This window comes from Labrenzia sp. THAF187b, assembly GCF_009363375.1.
Lineage (GTDB): Bacteria > Pseudomonadota > Alphaproteobacteria > Rhizobiales > Stappiaceae > Roseibium > Roseibium algicola.
On the sequence record NZ_CP045345.1, the window covers coordinates 272,337 to 290,685 of the forward strand.

At 60.3% G+C, this 18,349-nt stretch carries 16 protein-coding genes; 11 read left to right on the plus strand and 5 right to left on the minus strand.

Annotation, left to right across the window (positions count from 1 at the left end; translation table 11 throughout):
- Window positions 1–335 precede the first annotated feature (335 nt).
- The 4 genes from FIV03_RS29110 (at window position 336) to FIV03_RS29125 (ending at window position 5,519) form a co-directional block, all read left to right on the plus strand.
- Entirely contained in the window at window positions 336–1,940 is a 1,605-nt protein-coding gene (locus FIV03_RS29110) for an FGGY-family carbohydrate kinase (protein WP_152512484.1), read from the plus strand.
- A 1-nt stretch (window position 1,941) separates the two neighbouring features.
- Window positions 1,942–3,459 (plus strand): glycerol-3-phosphate dehydrogenase, encoded by a 1,518-nt coding sequence (locus FIV03_RS29115; RefSeq protein ID WP_152512283.1) that lies wholly within the window; start codon window positions 1,942–1,944, stop codon window positions 3,457–3,459.
- A 45-nt stretch (window positions 3,460–3,504) separates the two neighbouring features.
- Window positions 3,505–4,437 (plus strand): TIM barrel protein, encoded by a 933-nt coding sequence (locus FIV03_RS29120; RefSeq protein ID WP_152512284.1) that lies wholly within the window; start codon window positions 3,505–3,507, stop codon window positions 4,435–4,437.
- A 146-nt stretch (window positions 4,438–4,583) separates the two neighbouring features.
- Window positions 4,584–5,519, plus strand: coding sequence for a sugar-binding transcriptional regulator (locus FIV03_RS29125; RefSeq protein ID WP_055661105.1), 936 nt, complete (start codon window positions 4,584–4,586; stop codon window positions 5,517–5,519).
- Between the two features lie 26 nt (window positions 5,520–5,545).
- Here FIV03_RS29125 and tkt read toward each other — a convergent pair whose 3' ends face one another.
- Complete coding sequence (gene tkt / locus FIV03_RS29130; RefSeq protein ID WP_152512285.1) at window positions 5,546–7,561, minus strand: transketolase; 2,016 nt, start codon at window positions 7,559–7,561, stop codon at window positions 5,546–5,548.
- Window positions 7,562–7,704: 143 nt separating this feature from the next.
- On the opposite strand from tkt, the gene FIV03_RS29135 reads away from it, so the two are divergent.
- Genes FIV03_RS29135 through fba form a run of 5 tightly spaced genes read left to right on the plus strand, consistent with a single transcriptional unit; the run spans window position 7,705 to window position 11,777 of the window.
- Window positions 7,705–8,469, plus strand: coding sequence for a DeoR/GlpR family DNA-binding transcription regulator (locus FIV03_RS29135; RefSeq protein ID WP_152512286.1), 765 nt, complete (start codon window positions 7,705–7,707; stop codon window positions 8,467–8,469).
- Window positions 8,470–8,473: 4 nt separating this feature from the next.
- The gene (locus FIV03_RS29140; protein WP_152512287.1) at window positions 8,474–9,253 is read left to right on the plus strand and encodes a triose-phosphate isomerase; all 780 of its coding nucleotides are present in this window, start codon (window positions 8,474–8,476) and stop codon (window positions 9,251–9,253) included.
- 1 nt (window position 9,254) lies between these two features.
- Window positions 9,255–9,710, plus strand: a complete 456-nt coding sequence (locus tag FIV03_RS29145; RefSeq protein ID WP_023001425.1) for an RpiB/LacA/LacB family sugar-phosphate isomerase — start codon at window positions 9,255–9,257, stop codon at window positions 9,708–9,710.
- Window positions 9,711–9,742: 32 nt separating this feature from the next.
- Complete coding sequence (locus FIV03_RS29150) at window positions 9,743–10,729, plus strand: class 1 fructose-bisphosphatase (RefSeq protein ID WP_152512288.1); 987 nt, start codon at window positions 9,743–9,745, stop codon at window positions 10,727–10,729.
- A gap of 10 nt (window positions 10,730–10,739) precedes the next feature.
- Entirely contained in the window at window positions 10,740–11,777 is a 1,038-nt protein-coding gene (fba, locus tag FIV03_RS29155; RefSeq protein WP_055660946.1) for a class II fructose-bisphosphate aldolase, read from the plus strand.
- A 54-nt stretch (window positions 11,778–11,831) separates the two neighbouring features.
- Here the strand turns inward: fba and FIV03_RS29160 are convergent, their stop codons facing one another.
- Complete coding sequence (locus FIV03_RS29160; protein WP_152512485.1) at window positions 11,832–12,725, minus strand: LysR substrate-binding domain-containing protein; 894 nt, start codon at window positions 12,723–12,725, stop codon at window positions 11,832–11,834.
- A 69-nt stretch (window positions 12,726–12,794) separates the two neighbouring features.
- Here FIV03_RS29160 and FIV03_RS29165 point away from each other — a divergent pair, with 69 nt between their 5' ends.
- Together FIV03_RS29165 and FIV03_RS29170 are read left to right on the plus strand one after the other, a co-directional pair.
- A complete protein-coding gene (locus FIV03_RS29165; RefSeq protein ID WP_152512289.1) occupies window positions 12,795–13,748 on the plus strand; it encodes a DMT family transporter in 954 nt (317 codons plus the stop codon).
- 2 nt (window positions 13,749–13,750) lie between these two features.
- Window positions 13,751–14,371: a LysE family translocator gene (locus FIV03_RS29170; RefSeq protein WP_286202321.1), complete on the plus strand. Its 621-nt coding sequence runs from the start codon at window positions 13,751–13,753 to the stop codon at window positions 14,369–14,371.
- A 23-nt stretch (window positions 14,372–14,394) separates the two neighbouring features.
- Here FIV03_RS29170 and FIV03_RS29175 read toward each other — a convergent pair whose 3' ends face one another.
- From FIV03_RS29175 to FIV03_RS29185, 3 genes are all read right to left on the minus strand, one after another.
- A complete protein-coding gene (locus FIV03_RS29175) occupies window positions 14,395–16,389 on the minus strand; it encodes an alkaline phosphatase family protein (protein WP_152512291.1) in 1,995 nt (664 codons plus the stop codon).
- Between the two features lie 202 nt (window positions 16,390–16,591).
- Entirely contained in the window at window positions 16,592–17,419 is an 828-nt protein-coding gene (locus tag FIV03_RS29180) for a carbohydrate ABC transporter permease (RefSeq protein WP_152512292.1), read from the minus strand.
- Window positions 17,416–18,297, minus strand: a complete 882-nt coding sequence (locus FIV03_RS29185; RefSeq protein ID WP_023001417.1) for a sugar ABC transporter permease — start codon at window positions 18,295–18,297, stop codon at window positions 17,416–17,418. Before FIV03_RS29185 ends, FIV03_RS29180 begins: the two co-directional genes overlap by 4 nt.
- Window positions 18,298–18,349: the final 52 nt, after the last annotated feature.

The window sequence follows — 18,349 nt, forward strand, 5'->3', positions numbered from 1 at the left end:
TTGTTCTCCTCCCAGTCCGCGCTTGCGCGGCTTTTTCGTTTGAGGGTCCCGTTCCTGCGAACGTTGCTCCCACCCTCGCACCGGGAGAAATGCCTTCTGCATGCCTCCCGATGACAATCACTCTAGATGAAATAAATTACGTTGTCAGTAAAAAAATACATGCACATGAGATAATAGTGTTATATATAGACTGCAGAAGCTTCGTCCCGAACGGCGCATGCAGGGCTGTGCAAACAGTCAGGATCTGCGAGAGTCCGGTCAGTTGAAGCTTTCTGGGAGGAATGAAATGCAAGCCGAAATAGCGGCTCTTGAGCATGGCTCGGGCGGTGGACGCCATCATGCATAAGGGCGACATTCTTATCGGAATCGACTCCGGCACGTCCGTGGTGAAAGCGGTGGCGTTCGACCTTTCAGGCACCCAGATTGCGGTGGCTTCGGTCACGAATGCCTATGACACCGGCGCCGGAGGTGCCGCGACCCAGTGCATGAGCCGAACCTGGCAGGACTGTGTCACAGCCCTGAAACAGCTTGGTAATTTGGTCGAAGGCCTGAGCGGGCGGACTGTCGCGATCGGCGTGACCGCGCAGGGAGACGGAACCTGGCTGGTGGGGCGGGACAATGTTCCGGTCGGTGACGCCTGGCTTTGGCTTGATGCCCGCGCCGCACCTACTGTCAGCCGGCTGGAAGGAAATGCGCTGAACCGGGCCCGGTTCGAGGCAACGGGAACAGGGCTGAATACCTGTCAGCAAGGCGCCCAGCTTGCGCATATGGACCGGTTTGATCCGGCAAGCCTGGACCGCGCGGAAGTCGCGCTTCATTGCAAGGACTGGCTCTACCTGAACCTCACGGGTGTCCGGGCAACGGACCCGTCCGAGGCTAGTTTCACTTTCGGCAATTTCCGGACCCGGCAATATAATGATGTGGCTATCGAAGCGCTCGGCCTCAGGCACCGGCGGCATCTGCTGCCGGAGATCGTCGAGGGAACGGAAACGACCCACGGGCTGAGCGATGCAGCCGCGAAGGTGACGGGCCTTCGGGCTGGGACACCGGTTTCGCTCGGCTACGTCGACATGGTGATGACGGCACTTGGCGCCGGTGTCTACACGGGCGAAGCGGATGCCGCTTGTTCGACGATTGGCTCCACCGGTGTGCACATGCATGCCAAGCCAGCAGAAGAAGTGCACCTCAATGCTGAAGGCACAGGTTATGTGATTGCGTTACCGGTGCCGGGCATCGTCACCCAGGTGCAGACCAACATGTCGGCTACGCTCAATCTTGACTGGGTTCTCAACATTGCCGCGGACGTGATGCGCGGCATGGGACAGGATGTCTCTCACCGCGATCTGGTGTCCCACATCGAGGGCTGGCTTGCCGCCGGCAAGCCGGGAGCCATCCTCTATCACCCCTACATCTCTGAAGCTGGCGAACGCGGCCCCTTCGTCAATGCCAACGCCCGCGCCGGATTTACTGGGCTTTCCGCCGCAAATGGCTACGCGGATCTGGTGCGTGCGGTGGCGGAAGGTCTCGGTATGGCCGCCCGTGATTGCTACGCCGCAATGGGAGCACTCCCTTCCGAACTTCGGTTGACCGGAGGCGCGGCACGCTCCCCGGCACTACGTCAGATACTGGCAGCTGCGGTGAACGCACCGGTTCGCGTCTCGGCGCGGGACGAGGCCGGAGCGGCGGGTGCCGCAATGATGGCGGCGGTTGCCACCGGCGTTTATCCGGACATGCGCAGCTGCATCAGCGAGTGGGTCACGCCCTTGCTTGGACAGGCGGAAGCACCCGATCCCGGCCTGGTCCGGTCCTACGAGACTATTTTCCCGGTCTTTGCAGGTCTTCGCAGGGATCTTGCAGGCACATGGGACCTGCTCGCGAAACTGCGCACCGAGAGCCGCGACGAGACGGAACCTGCCAGCAGTGTCACCACAGGAGCATGAAATGACGAGCGAAACGCAGACGATCGATCTTTTGGTGATTGGTGGTGGCATCAATGGCGCCGGCATTGCGCGCGACGCTGCCGGCCGGGGACTGTCCGTCTGGCTCTGCGAAAAGGACGACCTTGCGCAAGGAACGTCATCCCGGTCGGGCAAGCTGGTTCACGGTGGTCTGCGGTATCTGGAATATTATGAATTCCGGCTCGTGCGCGAAGCACTGATCGAGCGGGAAGTGCTCATGAATTCTGCCAGCCATATCATCTGGCCCATGCGCTTCGTGCTGCCGCACAGCCCGGCGGACCGCCCGGCCTGGCTTGTGCGTCTCGGCTTGTTTCTCTACGATCACCTGGGAGGCCGCAAGAAGCTGCCGGGCACCCGGACGCTCGATCTGCACAGGGATCCGGAAGGCGCGCCGATCCTCGACAATTACAAACGCGGTTTCGAATATTCCGACTGCTGGGTCGACGATGCCCGCCTTGTTGTCATCAACGCATTGGATGCCTTCGAGAAAGGGGCCCGGGTTCTCACGCGTACGGCTGTTGCCAGCGCGCGCCGCGACAACGGCGTCTGGCTGGCAACATTGCGCAACAGCGAGACCGGAGAAACGTCAACAGTTCGAGCCAGGTGCATCGTCAATGCGGCAGGTCCCTGGGTATCCGATGTCATCTTGAACGTAGCCGGATCGAATTCCAGCCGGAACGTGCGGCTGGTCAAGGGAAGCCATATCGTCGTGCCGAAGTTCTGGCAGGGACAACAGGCCTATCTGGTCCAGAACGACGACAAACGGGTGATCTTCATAAACCCCTATGAGGGCGACAAGGCCCTGATCGGGACCACGGATATCGCTTATGAAGGCCGCGCCGAGGACGTGCAGGCCGAAGAATTCGAGATCGAATATCTGATCAAGGCCGTGAACAGGTACTTCAAGGCAAAGCTGCGCCGGTCGGATGTCCTGACGTCCTTCTCGGGTGTGCGTCCATTGTTCGACGACGGCAAGGGCAATCCGTCTGCCGTAACGCGCGACTATGTGTTCGATCTCGACATGACGGACAATGTCCCGCTTCTGAATGTCTTCGGCGGCAAGATCACGACATTCCGCGAGCTTGCAGAGCGCGCGATGCACAAGCTTGACCGGATCTTCCCGCAGATGGGCGGCGACTGGACGGAAACCGCCACGTTGCCTGGCGGCGAAATTCCGAATGCGGATTTCGAAAGCTTTTCGGAAACGATGCGGGAGGCTTATCCGTGGATGCCGCGCGCCCTTTTGAAACACTACGGGCGCTGCTACGGGGCAAGAACCAGCCGGATAATCGGCTCGGCCACCGCACTGGACGGGCTTGGCAGACACTTCGGCGCGCAACTCTATGAGGCCGAGGTGCGCCATCTCGTCAATGAGGAATGGGCGCAGACCGCCGATGACATCCTGACCCGGCGGACCAAACACGGCTTGCACCTGAGTGCGGATGAAAAAGCAGCCTTCTCGAGCTGGTTCAACGCCGAATACGCCGCACGCGCCGCCTGATATCCGGCTCGGACGCCTGCCATTTCCCCGACGACTGGACACTTCATGCCCCTGACGCTTTCGCTCAACACAAACCCGCTGGTCAATCGCTACGCGGATCCCGCGGATCTGATCGAGACGGTTGCACGCGACCTGAAGATCCGCGACCTGCAGCTGACGCACGAGTTCGTCAACCCCAGCTGGCCGGCGCCCCTTATCCGGCGGTTGACGCGCGAGATGTCGGCGTCACTTGCCAGGACAGGAGTGCGGGTGACCAGCGGTATGACGGGCCCCTACGGCCGTCTCAATCATTTCGGTCATCCAGATGCCGATGTGCGGCGTTATTATGTAGACTGGTTCAAGACCTTCGCCGACATCATTGGTGATCTCGGAGGCGTTTCCGTCGGCACCCAGTTCGCGATTTTCACCTACAAGGATTACGACGATCCGGTTCGGCGGGACGACCTGATCAGGATCGCCATCGATTGCTGGGCGGAGGTTGCCGAACACGCGAAGGGGGCGGGTCTGGAATATGTTTTCTGGGAGCCGATGAGCATTGGCCGGGAATTCGGTGAGACCATAGCGACCTGCCTTGCCCTTCAGGAGCGAATTTCCGCCACGCCGATGGCCATTCCGATGTGGATGATGGCCGATATCGACCACGGTGACGTGACCAGCTCAAATCCGGACGATTTCAACCCCTTTGCCTGGGCCGAAGCCGTTCCACGGGTGTCGCCGATCATTCACATCAAGCAGAGCCTTCTGGACAAGAGCGGCCATCGGCCCTTTACGGCGGAATTCAACGCCCGCGGCCAGATCCATCCCGGGCCGCTTCTGGAAGCTTTGGCGAAAGGCGGCGCCGAGGACAATGAGATCTGCCTGGAACTCAGCTTCAAGGAGCGCGAGCCAAATGACCGGCAGGTCATTCCGCAGATCGCCGAGAGTGTTGCCTTCTGGGCACCTCATATCGATACGGGCCAGCAGGATCTCAACATCTAGCTGATCGCGTCTTCGGCTATTTGCCAACGGGCTTGCGGTAGCAAGGCCCCGATATCTAAGCTATTGAAATCAGGTGACCGTCGCGGTTCGGCTGGCGGCGGCAAGCGGCATTGCGAATTATTGGGAAGGTACGCAAGGTGAGGGATATCGACCCGGAGGAATCGCTCGCGACGCGGGCTGCCTGGCTGCATTACGCCGGTGGACTGACACAGGCGGCCGTGGCAAAGCGGCTCGGGGTTGCCTCGGTCAAGGCGCACCGGCTGATCGCAAAGGCGGCTGCCGAAGGGGTGGTGAAGGTCTCCATTGATGGTGCGATCATCGAATGCGTCGAGTTGGAGGACAGCCTCTGCGACCGTTTTGGCCTCGAATTCTGCGATGTCGCCCCGGATCTGGGCGAGCCCGGCATGCCGCTGCGGGCTCTGGGCCAGGCCGGTGCGGATTTCATCCGCCGGGAAATCGAGCGCAAGGAGCACAAGGTCATTGGCCTTGGCCATGGCAGGACGCTTTCCAACGCTGTTCGTCTGATGAGCCGCATGGATGCAGGCGGTGTCCAGTTCGTGTCCCTGCTCGGCGGATTGACCCGCAACTTTTCCGCCAATCCGTACGACGTCATGCATCGCCTGGCCGAAAAGACGGCAGCGAGCGCTTTTGTCATGCCGGTGCCCTTCTTTGCCAATTCGTCGGAAGACCGGGAGGTGCTGCTCGCGCAGCGCGGGGTTCAGGACGTGTTCGACATGGCAAACGCAGCCGATATCAAGCTCGTCGGCATAGGCACCGTCGAGCCGCAGGCGCAGCTGGTCTCGTCCGGCATGATCGAACTCAGTGAGATCCAGGAAATCAAGGCCGGTGGCGGCGTTGGTGAAATGCTCGGCCATTTTTTCGATGCCAGTGGACGGACACTCGAAACGACCCTGACTGCCCGCACGCTTGCGGCCACGCTGGATGAACGGGCCGACAGTCAGATCATCGCGATTGCAGGTGGCCCTGAGAAGATCGAGGCCATTCGCGCTATCTTGCGCAGCGGACGCCTGCGTGGCCTCATCACCGACGAGACCACCGCGCATGCCCTGACCGGAGCGTGACCGGTCAGGATGCGCAGACGGCTTGATCAGCCGGCCAGAGACTTCGCCTTGCGGGTAATCCCTTCTTTCGTGATGCCGAATTCCTCGTAGAGGCGTTCGGCCGGGGCTGAAGCTCCGAAACCACTCAGGCCTATGACATTGTCTTCACTGCCGACATAACGGGCCCAGCCAAGTTTTCCCGCGGCCTCGATGGCAATGCGCGGGGCGGTGCCGAGAACTTCGGCGCGGTAGGCGTCCGGCTGGGCGTCGAACAGTTCCCACGACGGCATCGATACCACCGCAACGGCCAGTCCATCTGCTGCCAGGCCCTCTGCTGCCTCGACCGCCAGTGCGACTTCGGTTCCGGTCGCGATCAGCGTGATGTCGCGGCCCTCTCCGAACTGGCGGATGACATAGGCACCGCGTGCCGTCAGGTTTTCCTCTGTCCGCTCCAGGCGCAGTTGCGGGACAGCCTGACGGGAAAGGGCCAGAAGGCTCGGCGCATTCATGGAGCGAATGGCACAGTCCCAGGCTTCCAGCGTTTCAACCGTGTCTGCCGGTCGGAACACCGTCAGGTTGGGGATTGCCCTCAGCGAGAGGAGATGTTCGACCGGCTGATGGGTTGGGCCGTCTTCGCCAAGACCGATGGAATCATGTGTCATGACATAGATGGAGCGCAGCCCCATCAGGGCCGAGAGGCGAATGGCGTTCCTTGCATAGTCGGAAAAGACAAGGAAAGTGCCGCCGTAGGGCAGAAAGCCGCCATGCAGCGCGAGACCGTTCATGGCTGCCGCCATGGCAAATTCACGAACTCCGTAACCGATATAACGGCCGGACGCTTCGCGCGAAAACTGGCTGTTGACGGCAGGAACACGGGTCAGGTTCGATCCGGTCAGATCGGCTGATCCCCCGATCATTTCTGGCAGGGCCGGGGCAAGGGCTTCCAGAGCCATCTGGCTTGCCTTGCGGGTAGCAGCGGACCTGGGCTCTGAAAAGAGGCTGTCACGCGCACTGGAGACCGCAGCCTCATAGCCTGCCGGCAAGGTGCCGCTCACGCGTCTTTCGAATTCGCGGCGCTTGTCTTCAGGCGCACCTGCCAGCCGGCCTTCCCAGGCCTCGCGGCTGTCCTGGCCACGTATCCCGATCTTCTTCCAGCTTTCTGCGAGTTCATCCGGAATGGTGAAAGCAGGGGCCGTCCATCCGAGAGCTTTCTTGGTCGCGTCCGCTTCGTCCTTGCCAAGCGCCGCGCCATGTACGCCGGCGGTGCCTGCCTTGTTGGGGGAGCCAAAGCCGATCACCGTTTTCAGGGCGATCATCGAGGGCTTGTCGGTGGCTGCCTTGGCTGCGGTCAGTGCGGCGTCGACTGCAGAACCGTCATGTCCGTCGCACGTTTGCACATGCCAGCCACAGGCTGCGAAGCGGGCGGGAACATCCTCGGAAAAGGAAACGCTGGTTGGGCCGTCGATGGTGATGGAATTGTCGTCGTAGAGAACGATCAATTTGCCAAGGCCCAGATGACCGGCAAGGCTGATCGCTTCCTGACCGATGCCTTCCTGAAGACACCCGTCACCGACGATCACATAAGTGTTGTGATCTACGAGTTCATCACCGAACTCATCTGCAAGACGCCGTTCGGCCAGGGCCATGCCGACAGCGGTCGCAATGCCCTGGCCAAGAGGGCCGGTGGTGGTTTCGACGCCTTTGGCGTGACCATGCTCGGGATGACCTGCGGTTATCGAGCCCCACTGCCGGAAATTTCGGATCTCCTCGATCGTCATGTCTTCATAGCCGCACAGGTGCAGCAGGCTGTAGAGGAGCATGGAGGCATGACCGTTTGACAGCACAAACCGGTCCCTGTCCGGCCAGTCCGGTGTTTTCGCGTCAAACTTCAGGTGTTTGCGGAACAGCACGGTCGCTGCATCCGCGAGACCCATGGGCGCGCCCGGATGTCCGGAAGCGGCTGCCTCGACGGCATCTATGGACAACGCCCGAATACAGTTGGCGAGTTTGAAATTTTCCGGGTCCAGGGCTGCTTTCGACGATAGAAATGTGTCTGTAGTCATGAGGTCCTCCTCTGCGCTTACGGCATAGGCGTAGCGGAGGAAGTCACAAAAATAAATCACAAAATCACAAAATAACTTTGATTTTGTGATTTTGTGATGTTAGGTATCAAGCATCCGGTGAACGCCGGACGAGGAGGATTTGCGTGAAACGCGAAGAACGAAGACAGGCGATCATGGATCTGCTCGTGGAACACAGGGAAGTCGATCTCGACGACCTTGCGGAGCGATTTGCCGTCTCGAAAATGACAATTCACCGGGATCTGGACGAGCTCGAACAGGCCGGCGTGCTGCGCAAGGTGCGCGGGGGTGCCACTGCGGATTCAGGAACGCAGTTCGAAAGCGACTTCCGCATCCGGGCCCGCCAGGACGCGGCCGCGAAGGAGCGGATGGCCCGTGCGGCGCTCGAGCTGATCGAGCCCGGCATGACCGTGATGATCAACGACGGTTCGATGGCCGCAGTGCTCGGCTCGATGCTGCCGGAAAAGCGGCCGCTGACGGTCATCACCAACAACGCCGCCATTCTCGATGGTTTGCGGGATGAGCCCGGCATAACCCTTTTGGGCCTCGGCGGCGTCTATTCGGCCAAGTTCAACGGCTTTTTCGGCGTCGTTACCGAAGCGGCGCTGTCGCAGTTGCGCGCGGATATCGCTTTCGTGTCGACCCCGGCCGTAGCGGACCTCAAGGCCTTTCACATGGACGACAACGTCGTTCGTTCCAAGCAAAAGATGATGGGTGCTGCGTCTCGGCGTTGCCTGCTCGTCAATCACACGCGTTTCGGACGCACCGCACTTCATACCCTTGCCGATCTGGATCGGTTCGACTGGATCATCACGGATGACCGGCCGGCCGGAGATGCGGCGAAGGAAATCGAGGCGGCGGGGCTCAAGCTGATGATCGCAAAGGACTGAGCGAATGGCTGCCCTCACCGGAAAATGGGTCGGTACGAGCTGGAAAATGAACAAGCTGCTGGCAGATGCCAGACGGTTTGCGGACGGGCTTGTCACGTCCGACGCGGATCGGGATCCCCGGATCCAGCGGTTTGTCATCCCTCCCTTCACCGCGGTGCGCGAAGTGAAGGCGATGCTCGCAGGCACATCGGTGAAGGTCGGCGCGCAGAACATGCACTGGGAAGATGCAGGGGCGTGGACGGGAGAAGTCTCGCCGCTCATGCTGACCGATTGCGGTCTCGACATTGTCGAACTTGGGCATTCCGAACGGCGCAGTTTTTTCGGTGAAACCGATGAGGCCGTCGGCCTGAAGACCGAAGCGGCCGTGCGTCACGGGCTCGTTCCGTTGATCTGCATCGGCGAAACGCTGGCGGAAAAAGAGGCAGGACAGGCACAGGCGGTGCTTGAGGCACAGGTTCGCGCGGCTCTTGGCAATCTGTCCGATGGGCAGAAACAGGCCGAGATCCTGCTTGCCTATGAACCGGTCTGGGCAATCGGCGTCAATGGTGTGCCGGCAACGTCGGACTATGCAGACGCCCGCCAGGCGGAGATTATTGCCGTTGCAGAGGACGTCCTCAACCGGCGTATCCCCTGCCTCTATGGCGGGTCGGTCAATCCCGGAAACTGCGAAGAGCTCATTTCCTGTCCTCATGTGGACGGGCTGTTCATCGGGCGATCCGCCTGGGAAGTCGAGGGTTACCTCGACATTCTCGCCAGGTGCTCGTCGAAACTCGGAGAGGTTTGACATGAAACTTGCAATTGCGGGCGACAGTGCAGGCGAAGGCCTTGCGAAACTGCTGGCGGACTACCTGAAGGATCGTTTCGAGGTCGACGAGATCTCCAGAACGCCCGAAGGGCCGGATGCGTTTTATGCCAATCTGTCCGAGCGTGTTGCCAGCCAGGTGATCTCCGGTGCCTACGACCGGGCGATCCTGGTGTGCGGAACCGGTATCGGTGTGTGCATTGCCGCCAACAAGGTGCCGGGCATTCGCGCCGCACTGACCCACGACACCTACTCCGCCGAGCGGGCAGCCCTTTCCAACAATGCCCAGATCATCACCATGGGCGCGCGCGTGGTTGGCCCCGAACTCGCCAAATCCATCGCCGACGCCTTCCTGAAGGAAACATTCGACGTCAACGGCCGCTCTGCTAGCAATGTTGACGCGATCAATGCCGTCGATTCGAAGTATCATGCGGTCTGATCGAAATTGCTGACCCGAGGAATGATGAGACCATGCTGAGACTTCCGAACGATACGGACGTGAATGCCGAAACGCTGCAGGCGTATCTGGCAAGACAGCATGGGGCGAGCGATACTGCCGCCGTTCTTCAGGCCATTGCGGATGCGACCGGCGTCCTGGCAGACAGGCTTGCCGCAGGCCGGTTGCCGGGGGACCCCGGCGAGGTCGTCGGCACCAATGAAAGTGGCGACAAGCAGAAGGCACTCGACGTCGGTGCCCATCTTCACATGGTCGAGGTGCTGCGGGCAGCGGGTGTCCGCCAGCTGCTTTCGGAAGAAGCCGAAGAGATCATTGTTCTCAACCCGGAAGGCACGCTTGACGTTGCCATCGACCCCATCGACGGATCCGGCAGTATCGGAACAGGCGCTCCGCTCGGGACCCTGTTCTCGATCCTGCCGGCATCGGACCAGGGTTTTCTGTGCACGGGCAGATCCGTCATTGCGGCGGGATATGTTTCGTTTGGCCATTCCACAGACCTGGGGTTCAGCCTGGGCAACGGCCTTCACCTTGCTGTCTTCGACCGCGCTACGGGTGTCTTCCGCATGTTGCGGGAGAACCATCAGGTGCCCGCTAAATCAAGAACACTTGCCTTCAACGCCTCCAATGCCCGTCATTGGCCGGATGCGGTCCGGCGCTTTTCAGATGACGTTCTGAAAGGCAAGGAGGGGCGTCTTGGCGAAAACTACAACATGCGCTGGCTGGCCTCCGCGGTTGGCGAGTTTCACCGGATCCTGCTTCAGGGCGGTTTGTTCTTTTACCCAGGCGACCGGCGGCCCGGCTATGAGAACGGGCGCTTGCGTCTGGTCTATGAAGCGGTGCCGATCGCGTTTCTGATCGAGCAGGGCGGCGGCAAGGCGACGGACGGGCAAACGCCTATCCTCGACCTGATGCCCGAGAGCCTGCACCAGAACATTCCGTTGATTTTCGGGTCACCCGAAAACGTCGACATGTTCATTACCTATTGCACGGACAACACCTAAGGAGCTTTTGATGGCCCGCATCACTTTGCGTCAGCTGCTGGATCACGCAGCTGACAACGGCTACGCTGTGCCTGCGTTCAACATTTCCAACATGGAACAGGGCATGGCTGTCATGCGCGCCGCGGCCGATTGCGATGCGCCGGTCATCCTGCAGGCAAGCAGGGGTGCACGGGCCTACGCCGGCGACAGGGTGCTGGCCCGCCTGATTGATGGTTTCGCCGAAACCTATCCCGATATTCCCGTTTGCATGCATCTGGACCACGGCAACAACCTGGCAACCTGCGTGACTGCTATCCAGCATGGCTTCACCTCCGTGATGATGGACGGTTCGCTGGAAGCGGATGGCAAGACGCCTGCCAACTATGCCTATAACGCGGGCATAACCCGGCAGGTCGTGGACATGGCTCATGCGGCCGGCGTGTCGGTGGAAGGCGAACTTGGCGTGCTCGGGTCACTCGAAACCGGCATGGGCGATCAGGAAGACGGACATGGCGCAACCGAAAAGCTGAGCGAAGACCAGCTCCTGACCGACCCGGCAGAAGCTGAACGGTTCGTTGCCGACACGGGCGTCGATGCGCTTGCCGTTGCCATGGGCACCAGCCACGGCGCCTACAAGTTCACGCGCAAGCCGGACGGCAGCGTTCTGGCAATGAATGTGATCGAGGCCATTCACGCCCGTCTGCCGAACACGCACCTCGTCATGCACGGATCGTCTTCGGTGCCGGAAGATCTCCAGGAAATCATCAATTCCTACGGCGGTGATATTCGCCCGACCTGGGGCGTTCCGGTCGAGGAAATCCAGCGCGGCATCAAGAGCGGTGTGCGCAAGGTGAACATCGACACCGACAACCGCCTGGCAATGACGGCAGCCGTACGCAAGGCCCTGACGAACGATCCGTCCGAATTCGATCCACGCAAATACCTGAAGCCGGCCATGGAGTTGATGGCGCAGGTGTGCCGCGACCGTTTCGAGGCTTTCGGAACAGCCGGCCACGCCAGCCGCATTCGCCCGCTGCCGCTGGAAGCGATGGCACAGCGCTATAACTGAACCTCACGCGTTCTTGGCCTGGCCAAGCTAGGTTTTTCGAAGGGTATCGCCGAGTTACGCCAGCTCTGCGCGGAGCCACGCGATCAACTGGTCGACGGCACTGTGCCGCGACTGTTTGGTGCCTCGGTAAACCGAGATTTCGCTTGGTCTCTTCAGGGCAACATCACAGATGGAGCGCAACTTGCCTTCGTCGATCAGGCCGTCCACCGTGCGCTTCCAGCCGAGGGCAACACCCTGACCGGCAACGGCGGCCTGAAGGACAAGCGGGTAGCTGTCGAAATAGATGACCTTCTTGTGGGCGGGTCGTGGAACGCCGACAGCTTCGAACCAGTCCGGCCAGTCAAACCAGTCCTGTGGCACCACACGGTGCGACAGGAGAGGCAAGGTGGAGACCTCTTGCGGTGTCAGCGGCAACGAAACGTCCTTCAAGAGCGCCGGAGCGCAGACCGGGAAGATCTCGTCGGATGCCGTGAACACCAACCGTGCCGCTCCGGCCGCCCGCCCGGTGGTCTGAAGGGCGACGTCAAATGGTTCGCGCGCCTCCGTCAGGGGTTCCAATGCGCTGACCAGTTGAAGCTGGATTTCAGGATGTGCCGCGTGGAAACCCGAGAGACGCGGCATCAGCCAGTAGAAAGCTTCGCATAGCTGGCATCGCAGGACGATGGTATCTGGATCGCCTGTCCCGCGGATGGCGGCAACTTCCGTGCGGATTGCCCTGAGTGCTTCTCCGACAACCTGGCCCAGGCGTTTTCCTTCCTCGGTAAGGAACACCGCGCGGTTGCGCCGCTCGAACAGGCGGACACCCAGTTCCTCTTCAAGCTGACCAATTTGCCGGCTGATGGCCGTCTGGGTCAGGCCGAGTTCATCGGCCGCGCGTGTGAAACTTTCATATCGGGCAGCAGCCTCGAACGGTTTCAGGCGGGCCAGTGAGAGGTCATCCTTATGCATGCGTTTCAATTATGTATTTCTCGAAATTTCTCATTTTTACAAAGATAGTGGACATGCTTCCATGCTGAAATGATATCTTTATTTCTGCCGAAACAACAAGCTGGATCGCTCCTTGCCGGGATCATTTCGATTACCGGAGCAGTGCTGTTGCTGTCCTTGTCCGACGCCTTGGTCAAACTGAACAGCGGCAGTATCGCGCTTGGGCAGTTGCTTCTGGTCCGCTCATTCGTCGCAGCCATTCTGCTTGGGCTGGCATTCGCGTACACAGGGCGCCCATCACAGCCCCTTCTTGCGGCAAACGTCTGGGTCTGGACGCGCAGCGTATGCCTTGCACTGATGTGGGGCTGTTACTACGCCGCATTGCCGCTGATGCCGCTGTCACTTGCGGCAGCCTGCTATTACACCGCGCCCCTGTGGATGGCCATTCTGACATCTGTCTTTCAGGGAAGGCCCGTCGGTGCAAAAGGCACGGTTGCAATTGTTCTCGGGATGGCGGGTGTTGTCATGCTCCTCCGGCCGGGAATTGATGACATGTCTCCGGCAGTGGTCTTGCCCTTGCTGGCAGGCTTCTTTTATGCGCTAGCGGCGGTCGTCACGTCGGCCAGGTGCCGGAAGGAGGCACCGCTGGCAATGGCGTTCAATCTGAACCTGGTGCTTGCCTTGGCGGGCGGTGCCTACGTGCTGGGGCTTCATCTCTTTTCCGTCCCTGCCGGGGCAGGGTTCCTGCTGAGCGCCTGGCCAGCTCTTTCAGCTGCTGCGTGGGGACTTCTGATCCTGCTGGGTCTGCTGCTTGCCCTCATCACGGTGGCCGTGGCATTTGCCTATCAGTTGGCACCGGCACCTCTGATCGGGCTTTTCGACAATGGTTACCTCGTTTTCGCGGTGGTTTGGGGTGTCGTCTTCTTTGCGGATATGCCAGACAGGGCAGATCTGGCCGGCATACTCCTCATCGGGTGTGCCGCGCTCCTCGCCTCACTGCCTCTTGCCGCAACCCGCCGCTGCCTGACCCCAAGGGAGAGTTGAACGTGTCTCTGGAAACCTGGCTTGCCTACACACTCGCTTGTGTCGTTCTGACCATCATTCCGGGACCAAGTGTCATGCTGGTTGTCGGGCAAACCTTGATGCGCGGCAAAACCGCTGCTGTGATGTGCATTCTCGGCGACGTTGTCGGAAGTATCGTTCTGACAGGCCTTTCCTTCGCAGGTGTCGGCGCCATTCTGGCCGCGTCCACTGTGCTGTTCCAGATCGTGAAATGGACAGGCGTCGTCTATCTCGCCTGGCTGGGTTACAGCCAGATCAGGGCGGCACGTCGCGACAGCGTTGCCCTTGAACCGGGCATACGCGCAGGGTCTGCGTGGGGCAGTTTCTGGGCAGGTACCCTGACGGCTATCTTCAATCCCAAGGCGATCGTCTTTTACATGGCCTTCCTCGCTCAGTTCATCGACCCGGCCGCAGACATGACGGTTCAACTCGTTGTGCTGACACTGACCTCAAGCGTTGTCGTCATGGTGCTTCTGGCGGGCTATGCGTTGATCGCCGCGCGTGCGCGCAAACTTTTTCAGACACGCCTCGCCCGGCGCCGCATGGGCTATGCCGGGGGCGGGTTCATGATCGGTGGAAGCGCCTTGATGGCGGTAACGCGCTGAAGCAGAACCGTCCGCCGGAACGGTCAGTCGTCCCGGGCTTCGGCTTCACGGCGTTCAAACGACACCAGCGAACCGTCCGGCAGAACCTGGTGAATGTCGACGGGCGCGCCCGTCTCGTCCAGCTCCACAAGGCCGATCCCCGACGCGTTCAGGATCCGGCGGCCATGTGGCGTTCCGACGGGCTTGCGCGGGATGACACGCATACCACGGCGTTTGGTGAACCAGTTCAGCGGCGAACGGGGTGAAAACGCCCATCGGTTGCCGCGATCCAGAATCTTGATCAGCTTGTCCGGCCATTTGTTCTTTATCCCGCTGCTGCAGATCTGCCAGATCTTTGATCCGTCGTCGGTCGCACCGGACAGGCTCGGTGCGGTCTGGCGCAGTTCAACGTCATAGACGAACGAGTAGTGCACATCGCCGGAGAGGATGACAAAGTGCCGGGGGGTGCCGCGGTGACCGAACACATTCAGGATCGCACTGGCGGTTCCCGAATGCGCCATCCAGTATTCCGCGTCGACAGTCAGCGGCTTGCCGGCCAGCGTGAACATCTTCTGCACCGTTTCGATCAGCTTGACGCCGAAGATCGGGGCAGCGGACACAAGCAGAACGGCGTCCTTGCCTTTCAGGTGGGTCTGAAGGTCTGTGGCTGCTTCCCAGTCCAGAAGGCCAGAGGGATTATGCGCGTTGCGTTCTGACCGCCAGCGCCGCGTGCGCGTGTCCAGAACGATCAACGGCGGGGACGTCTGCCACTGATAGTCCCACTCCTCGTATTCAAGCAGCGTGGTGATCGCGGTCTCATGCGCCTCGGACCCGGGATCGGCAAGCGCGGCCTGCACGGGCGGAAGAATGTCCGGACCGATGGTGCGTGCCCGGTTTCCCCAGGCCTGGTTCAGAGCATAGGCGACCAAGGCATTGCCGATCACCCGGCGCGACAAAGGATGGCTGTAAGCGGCCTGTTCCCACGCAAGTGACAGGTTCCAGTCGTCGGTGATGTCGTGATCATCAAAAATCATCGCCGTTGGAAGATGCGCCATGACCCGTCTGCAGGCAGGCAGATCAGCCCGGAAATCCTTTAGCGTCACCGTCTCTTCGGCGTACATCTCCGCGTCCTTGGCCTCCAGGCCTTCCGGCGCTTTCAGCTCCGGCATGCCTTGCCAGGATGCCGGCGACCAGACCAGCAGATACATGGCCAGCATTTCGCCGAGTGTGACGAGGTGGTTGCGGGCGTGCTGGGTTGTGAAAACCGGCTTTTCGGTGCCTCCGAACAGGACGTCGAACACGGTCTTGTTCTTGTAGACCCGGGGCAGAAGCGTATCGCGGTGATAGAGCAGGTTGCCGACATTCCGCAGTTCGTTGCCGGACGCAGGTAGCCCAGGCTCAACGCCGTCCAGCGGTTCGTCCGGCAGGCCCAGTTTTTCGACAAGCAGGCTGATTGCCTGCAACATCGGTCCGGCAACGTCGTCGGCATAAACCTGGTCACCGCTCATCACGAGCAGCGATGGCAAGGCGGGACTGCCGGCTGTGGTTTCGCCCTCAGGGCCAAGGGCCTGCCTCAGGACAACGTCGGCTCCGGCAAGGCCGTCCGGGGTTTGCGCATGCGGCTTGCGGCAGGACCCGTGGAACAGGGAGGTGATACGGTCCGGCACCTTGAAACAAGGCAGGTCACGTCCCGGATAGCAGAGATCGGGAGCCCACACCGTGTGGTCCTGCCACGCTTGCTCAGCTTCACCAGTCGGCTTGACGCTCAGGCGATAGGAAATCAGGACATCGATCGGCAGCGAAGTGCCCAGTTCGATATCGACGAGATGATAATAGAGGCTTTCTCCCGCCTTCAGAACCTGCCAGTCCTGATCGCCGGTTTCATAGGTCTGGTTGAGGTCCGGCTGTGCTTCGGGGAAAAACTCAAATCGAACATCGCAATGTCGGGAAGTGGCGAGCCAGACGCTAACGTTGTTCGCCGTGATATGTCGCAGGATCGGTCCCGCCAGGACTATCGGGAGACCGGCTCCAACTGTCATTCTGAACTCCTCATCCGTCTGCCAAACACACACGGTGTGAGTGCTCAACTGTCTTCGTCATTCTGATCTTGTTGACGTAGACATATGAACTGCAGCGCCTGCATCCAAGTGCCTGCAGAATACCGATTGCCCCGCGACATTGTTCGCGGGGCCGAGGAGTTACAGGAAACCGGAAGAAGAAATGCTTCCGAAAGGGCAGGCTTCAGCCTTTCACGCCCGAGGAGATCATGACGGCTTCCGTCACCTTCTTCTGGAAGATCAGATAGGCAACGGCAACGGGCATGGCACCCAGAAGCGCGACGGACATCAGACGGGCGTAATAGACGCCGAAGGCATCGTTCACCTGGGTGATGCCGACCGGGATCGTCATCTGGTTTTCCGTTGTGATGACGAGGAAGGGCCAGAGAAACTGGTTCCAGGCCATGATGAAGGTGATGATCGCCAGAGCGGTCGTGATGCCCCAGTTGAGCGGCAGGTAGATCCTGAACAGCAGCGTATAGTCACCGCCGCCATCCAGGACGACGGCCTCGCGCATTTCCTTCGGTACGGCGTCAAAGAACTGCTTGTAGACGATGATCACCACCGGAACGATGAGCTGCGGCAGGATGATGCCGGCCCAGGTGTTTATCAGGCCCATGTCGTTCATCAGGATGAACTGCGTCACCACAAGTGCCTGCGAGGGCACCATGAAACTGGCGAGCACCACGCCGTAAAGCAGCCTCCGGCCGGGAAAGCGCATCTGGGAGATGGCATAGGCGCACATCATTCCGGAGACAATGACAACCAGCGTGATGATCACGGATGTGCCGATGGAGTTCCAGTACCAGTTGAGCAGCTTGGTATCGAACAGAACGTCGATGTAGGAGGCCAGGTTGAACTCGTCGGGAATGACACCCGCGCCCTCGCTGACGACCCTTTCCTCGGTGCGGATCGAGGTAATGAACGCCCAGTAGAGAGGGAAGATCCAGATGGCCGCCGCCAAGAGGCTGCCGATGCCCAGAACCCAGTTTTCCAGTTTGCGGGTCTTCATTGCTTGTTCCCTCCCGCGCGCAGCAACTGAAACTGCAGCACCGACACGACCACGATCAGCACAAACAGAACAAGGGCGATGGCAGAGGCATAGCCGCCGTGGTTCAACTGGAAGGCTTCCCGGTAGACCATCAGAAGCAGAACGTAGGACGAATTGAACGGTCCGCCGGACGACAACAGGTAGATCTGGTCGAAAATCTTGAGCTGCAGGATCAGCTGAAGGGTCAGAACAAGGGCGGTTACCGGCCAAAGCAGGGGCCAGGTGACCTTGGTGAACAGTTGCCAGCGTGTCGCCCCGTCCAGTGCCGCTGCTTCATAGTAATCGCTGGAGATGTTTCGAAGGCCCGCGATGAACAGAAGTACGTTGAAACCGTTGGTCCACCAGATTGTCACCGTGGCGACCGTCGGCATGACCCAATAGGGGTTCTTGAAGACCGGTACCGGTTTACCGGTAAAGAACGCGAACACCGGCTGCAGCACGCCAAACTGGAAGTCCAGCATCCAGGCCCAGATTTGCGTCACCACCGACACGGGCAGAATGTAGGGAAGAAAGAAAAGCGCGAGGATCAGCGCCTGAAGCGGCCCCTTGAGGCGCGTGATCATCATTGCAATGGCAAGGGCCAGTGCGGTCGTTGGAACGACGGTCAGGAGAACGAAATAACCGTTGTTCTTCAGAGATGTATAGAAGAGGTTGTCGGTAAGCAGCCGTTTGAAATTGGCAAGGCCGACCCATTCCCCCGGACCGATCAAAGGCGCGTTGGTAAAGCTCAGCTCGATCATCCGGATCGTCGGATAGAGAAAGACCAGCACGAAGGTCAGGACAAAGGGCGCGATGAGCGTCATGGCGACCGCCACTTCCCTGCGCCGGTTGGTAATCATGGCCACTTGAGTAATCGTCCTTTTCTCGCCGCAGGAGACGCCTGCCGCATAT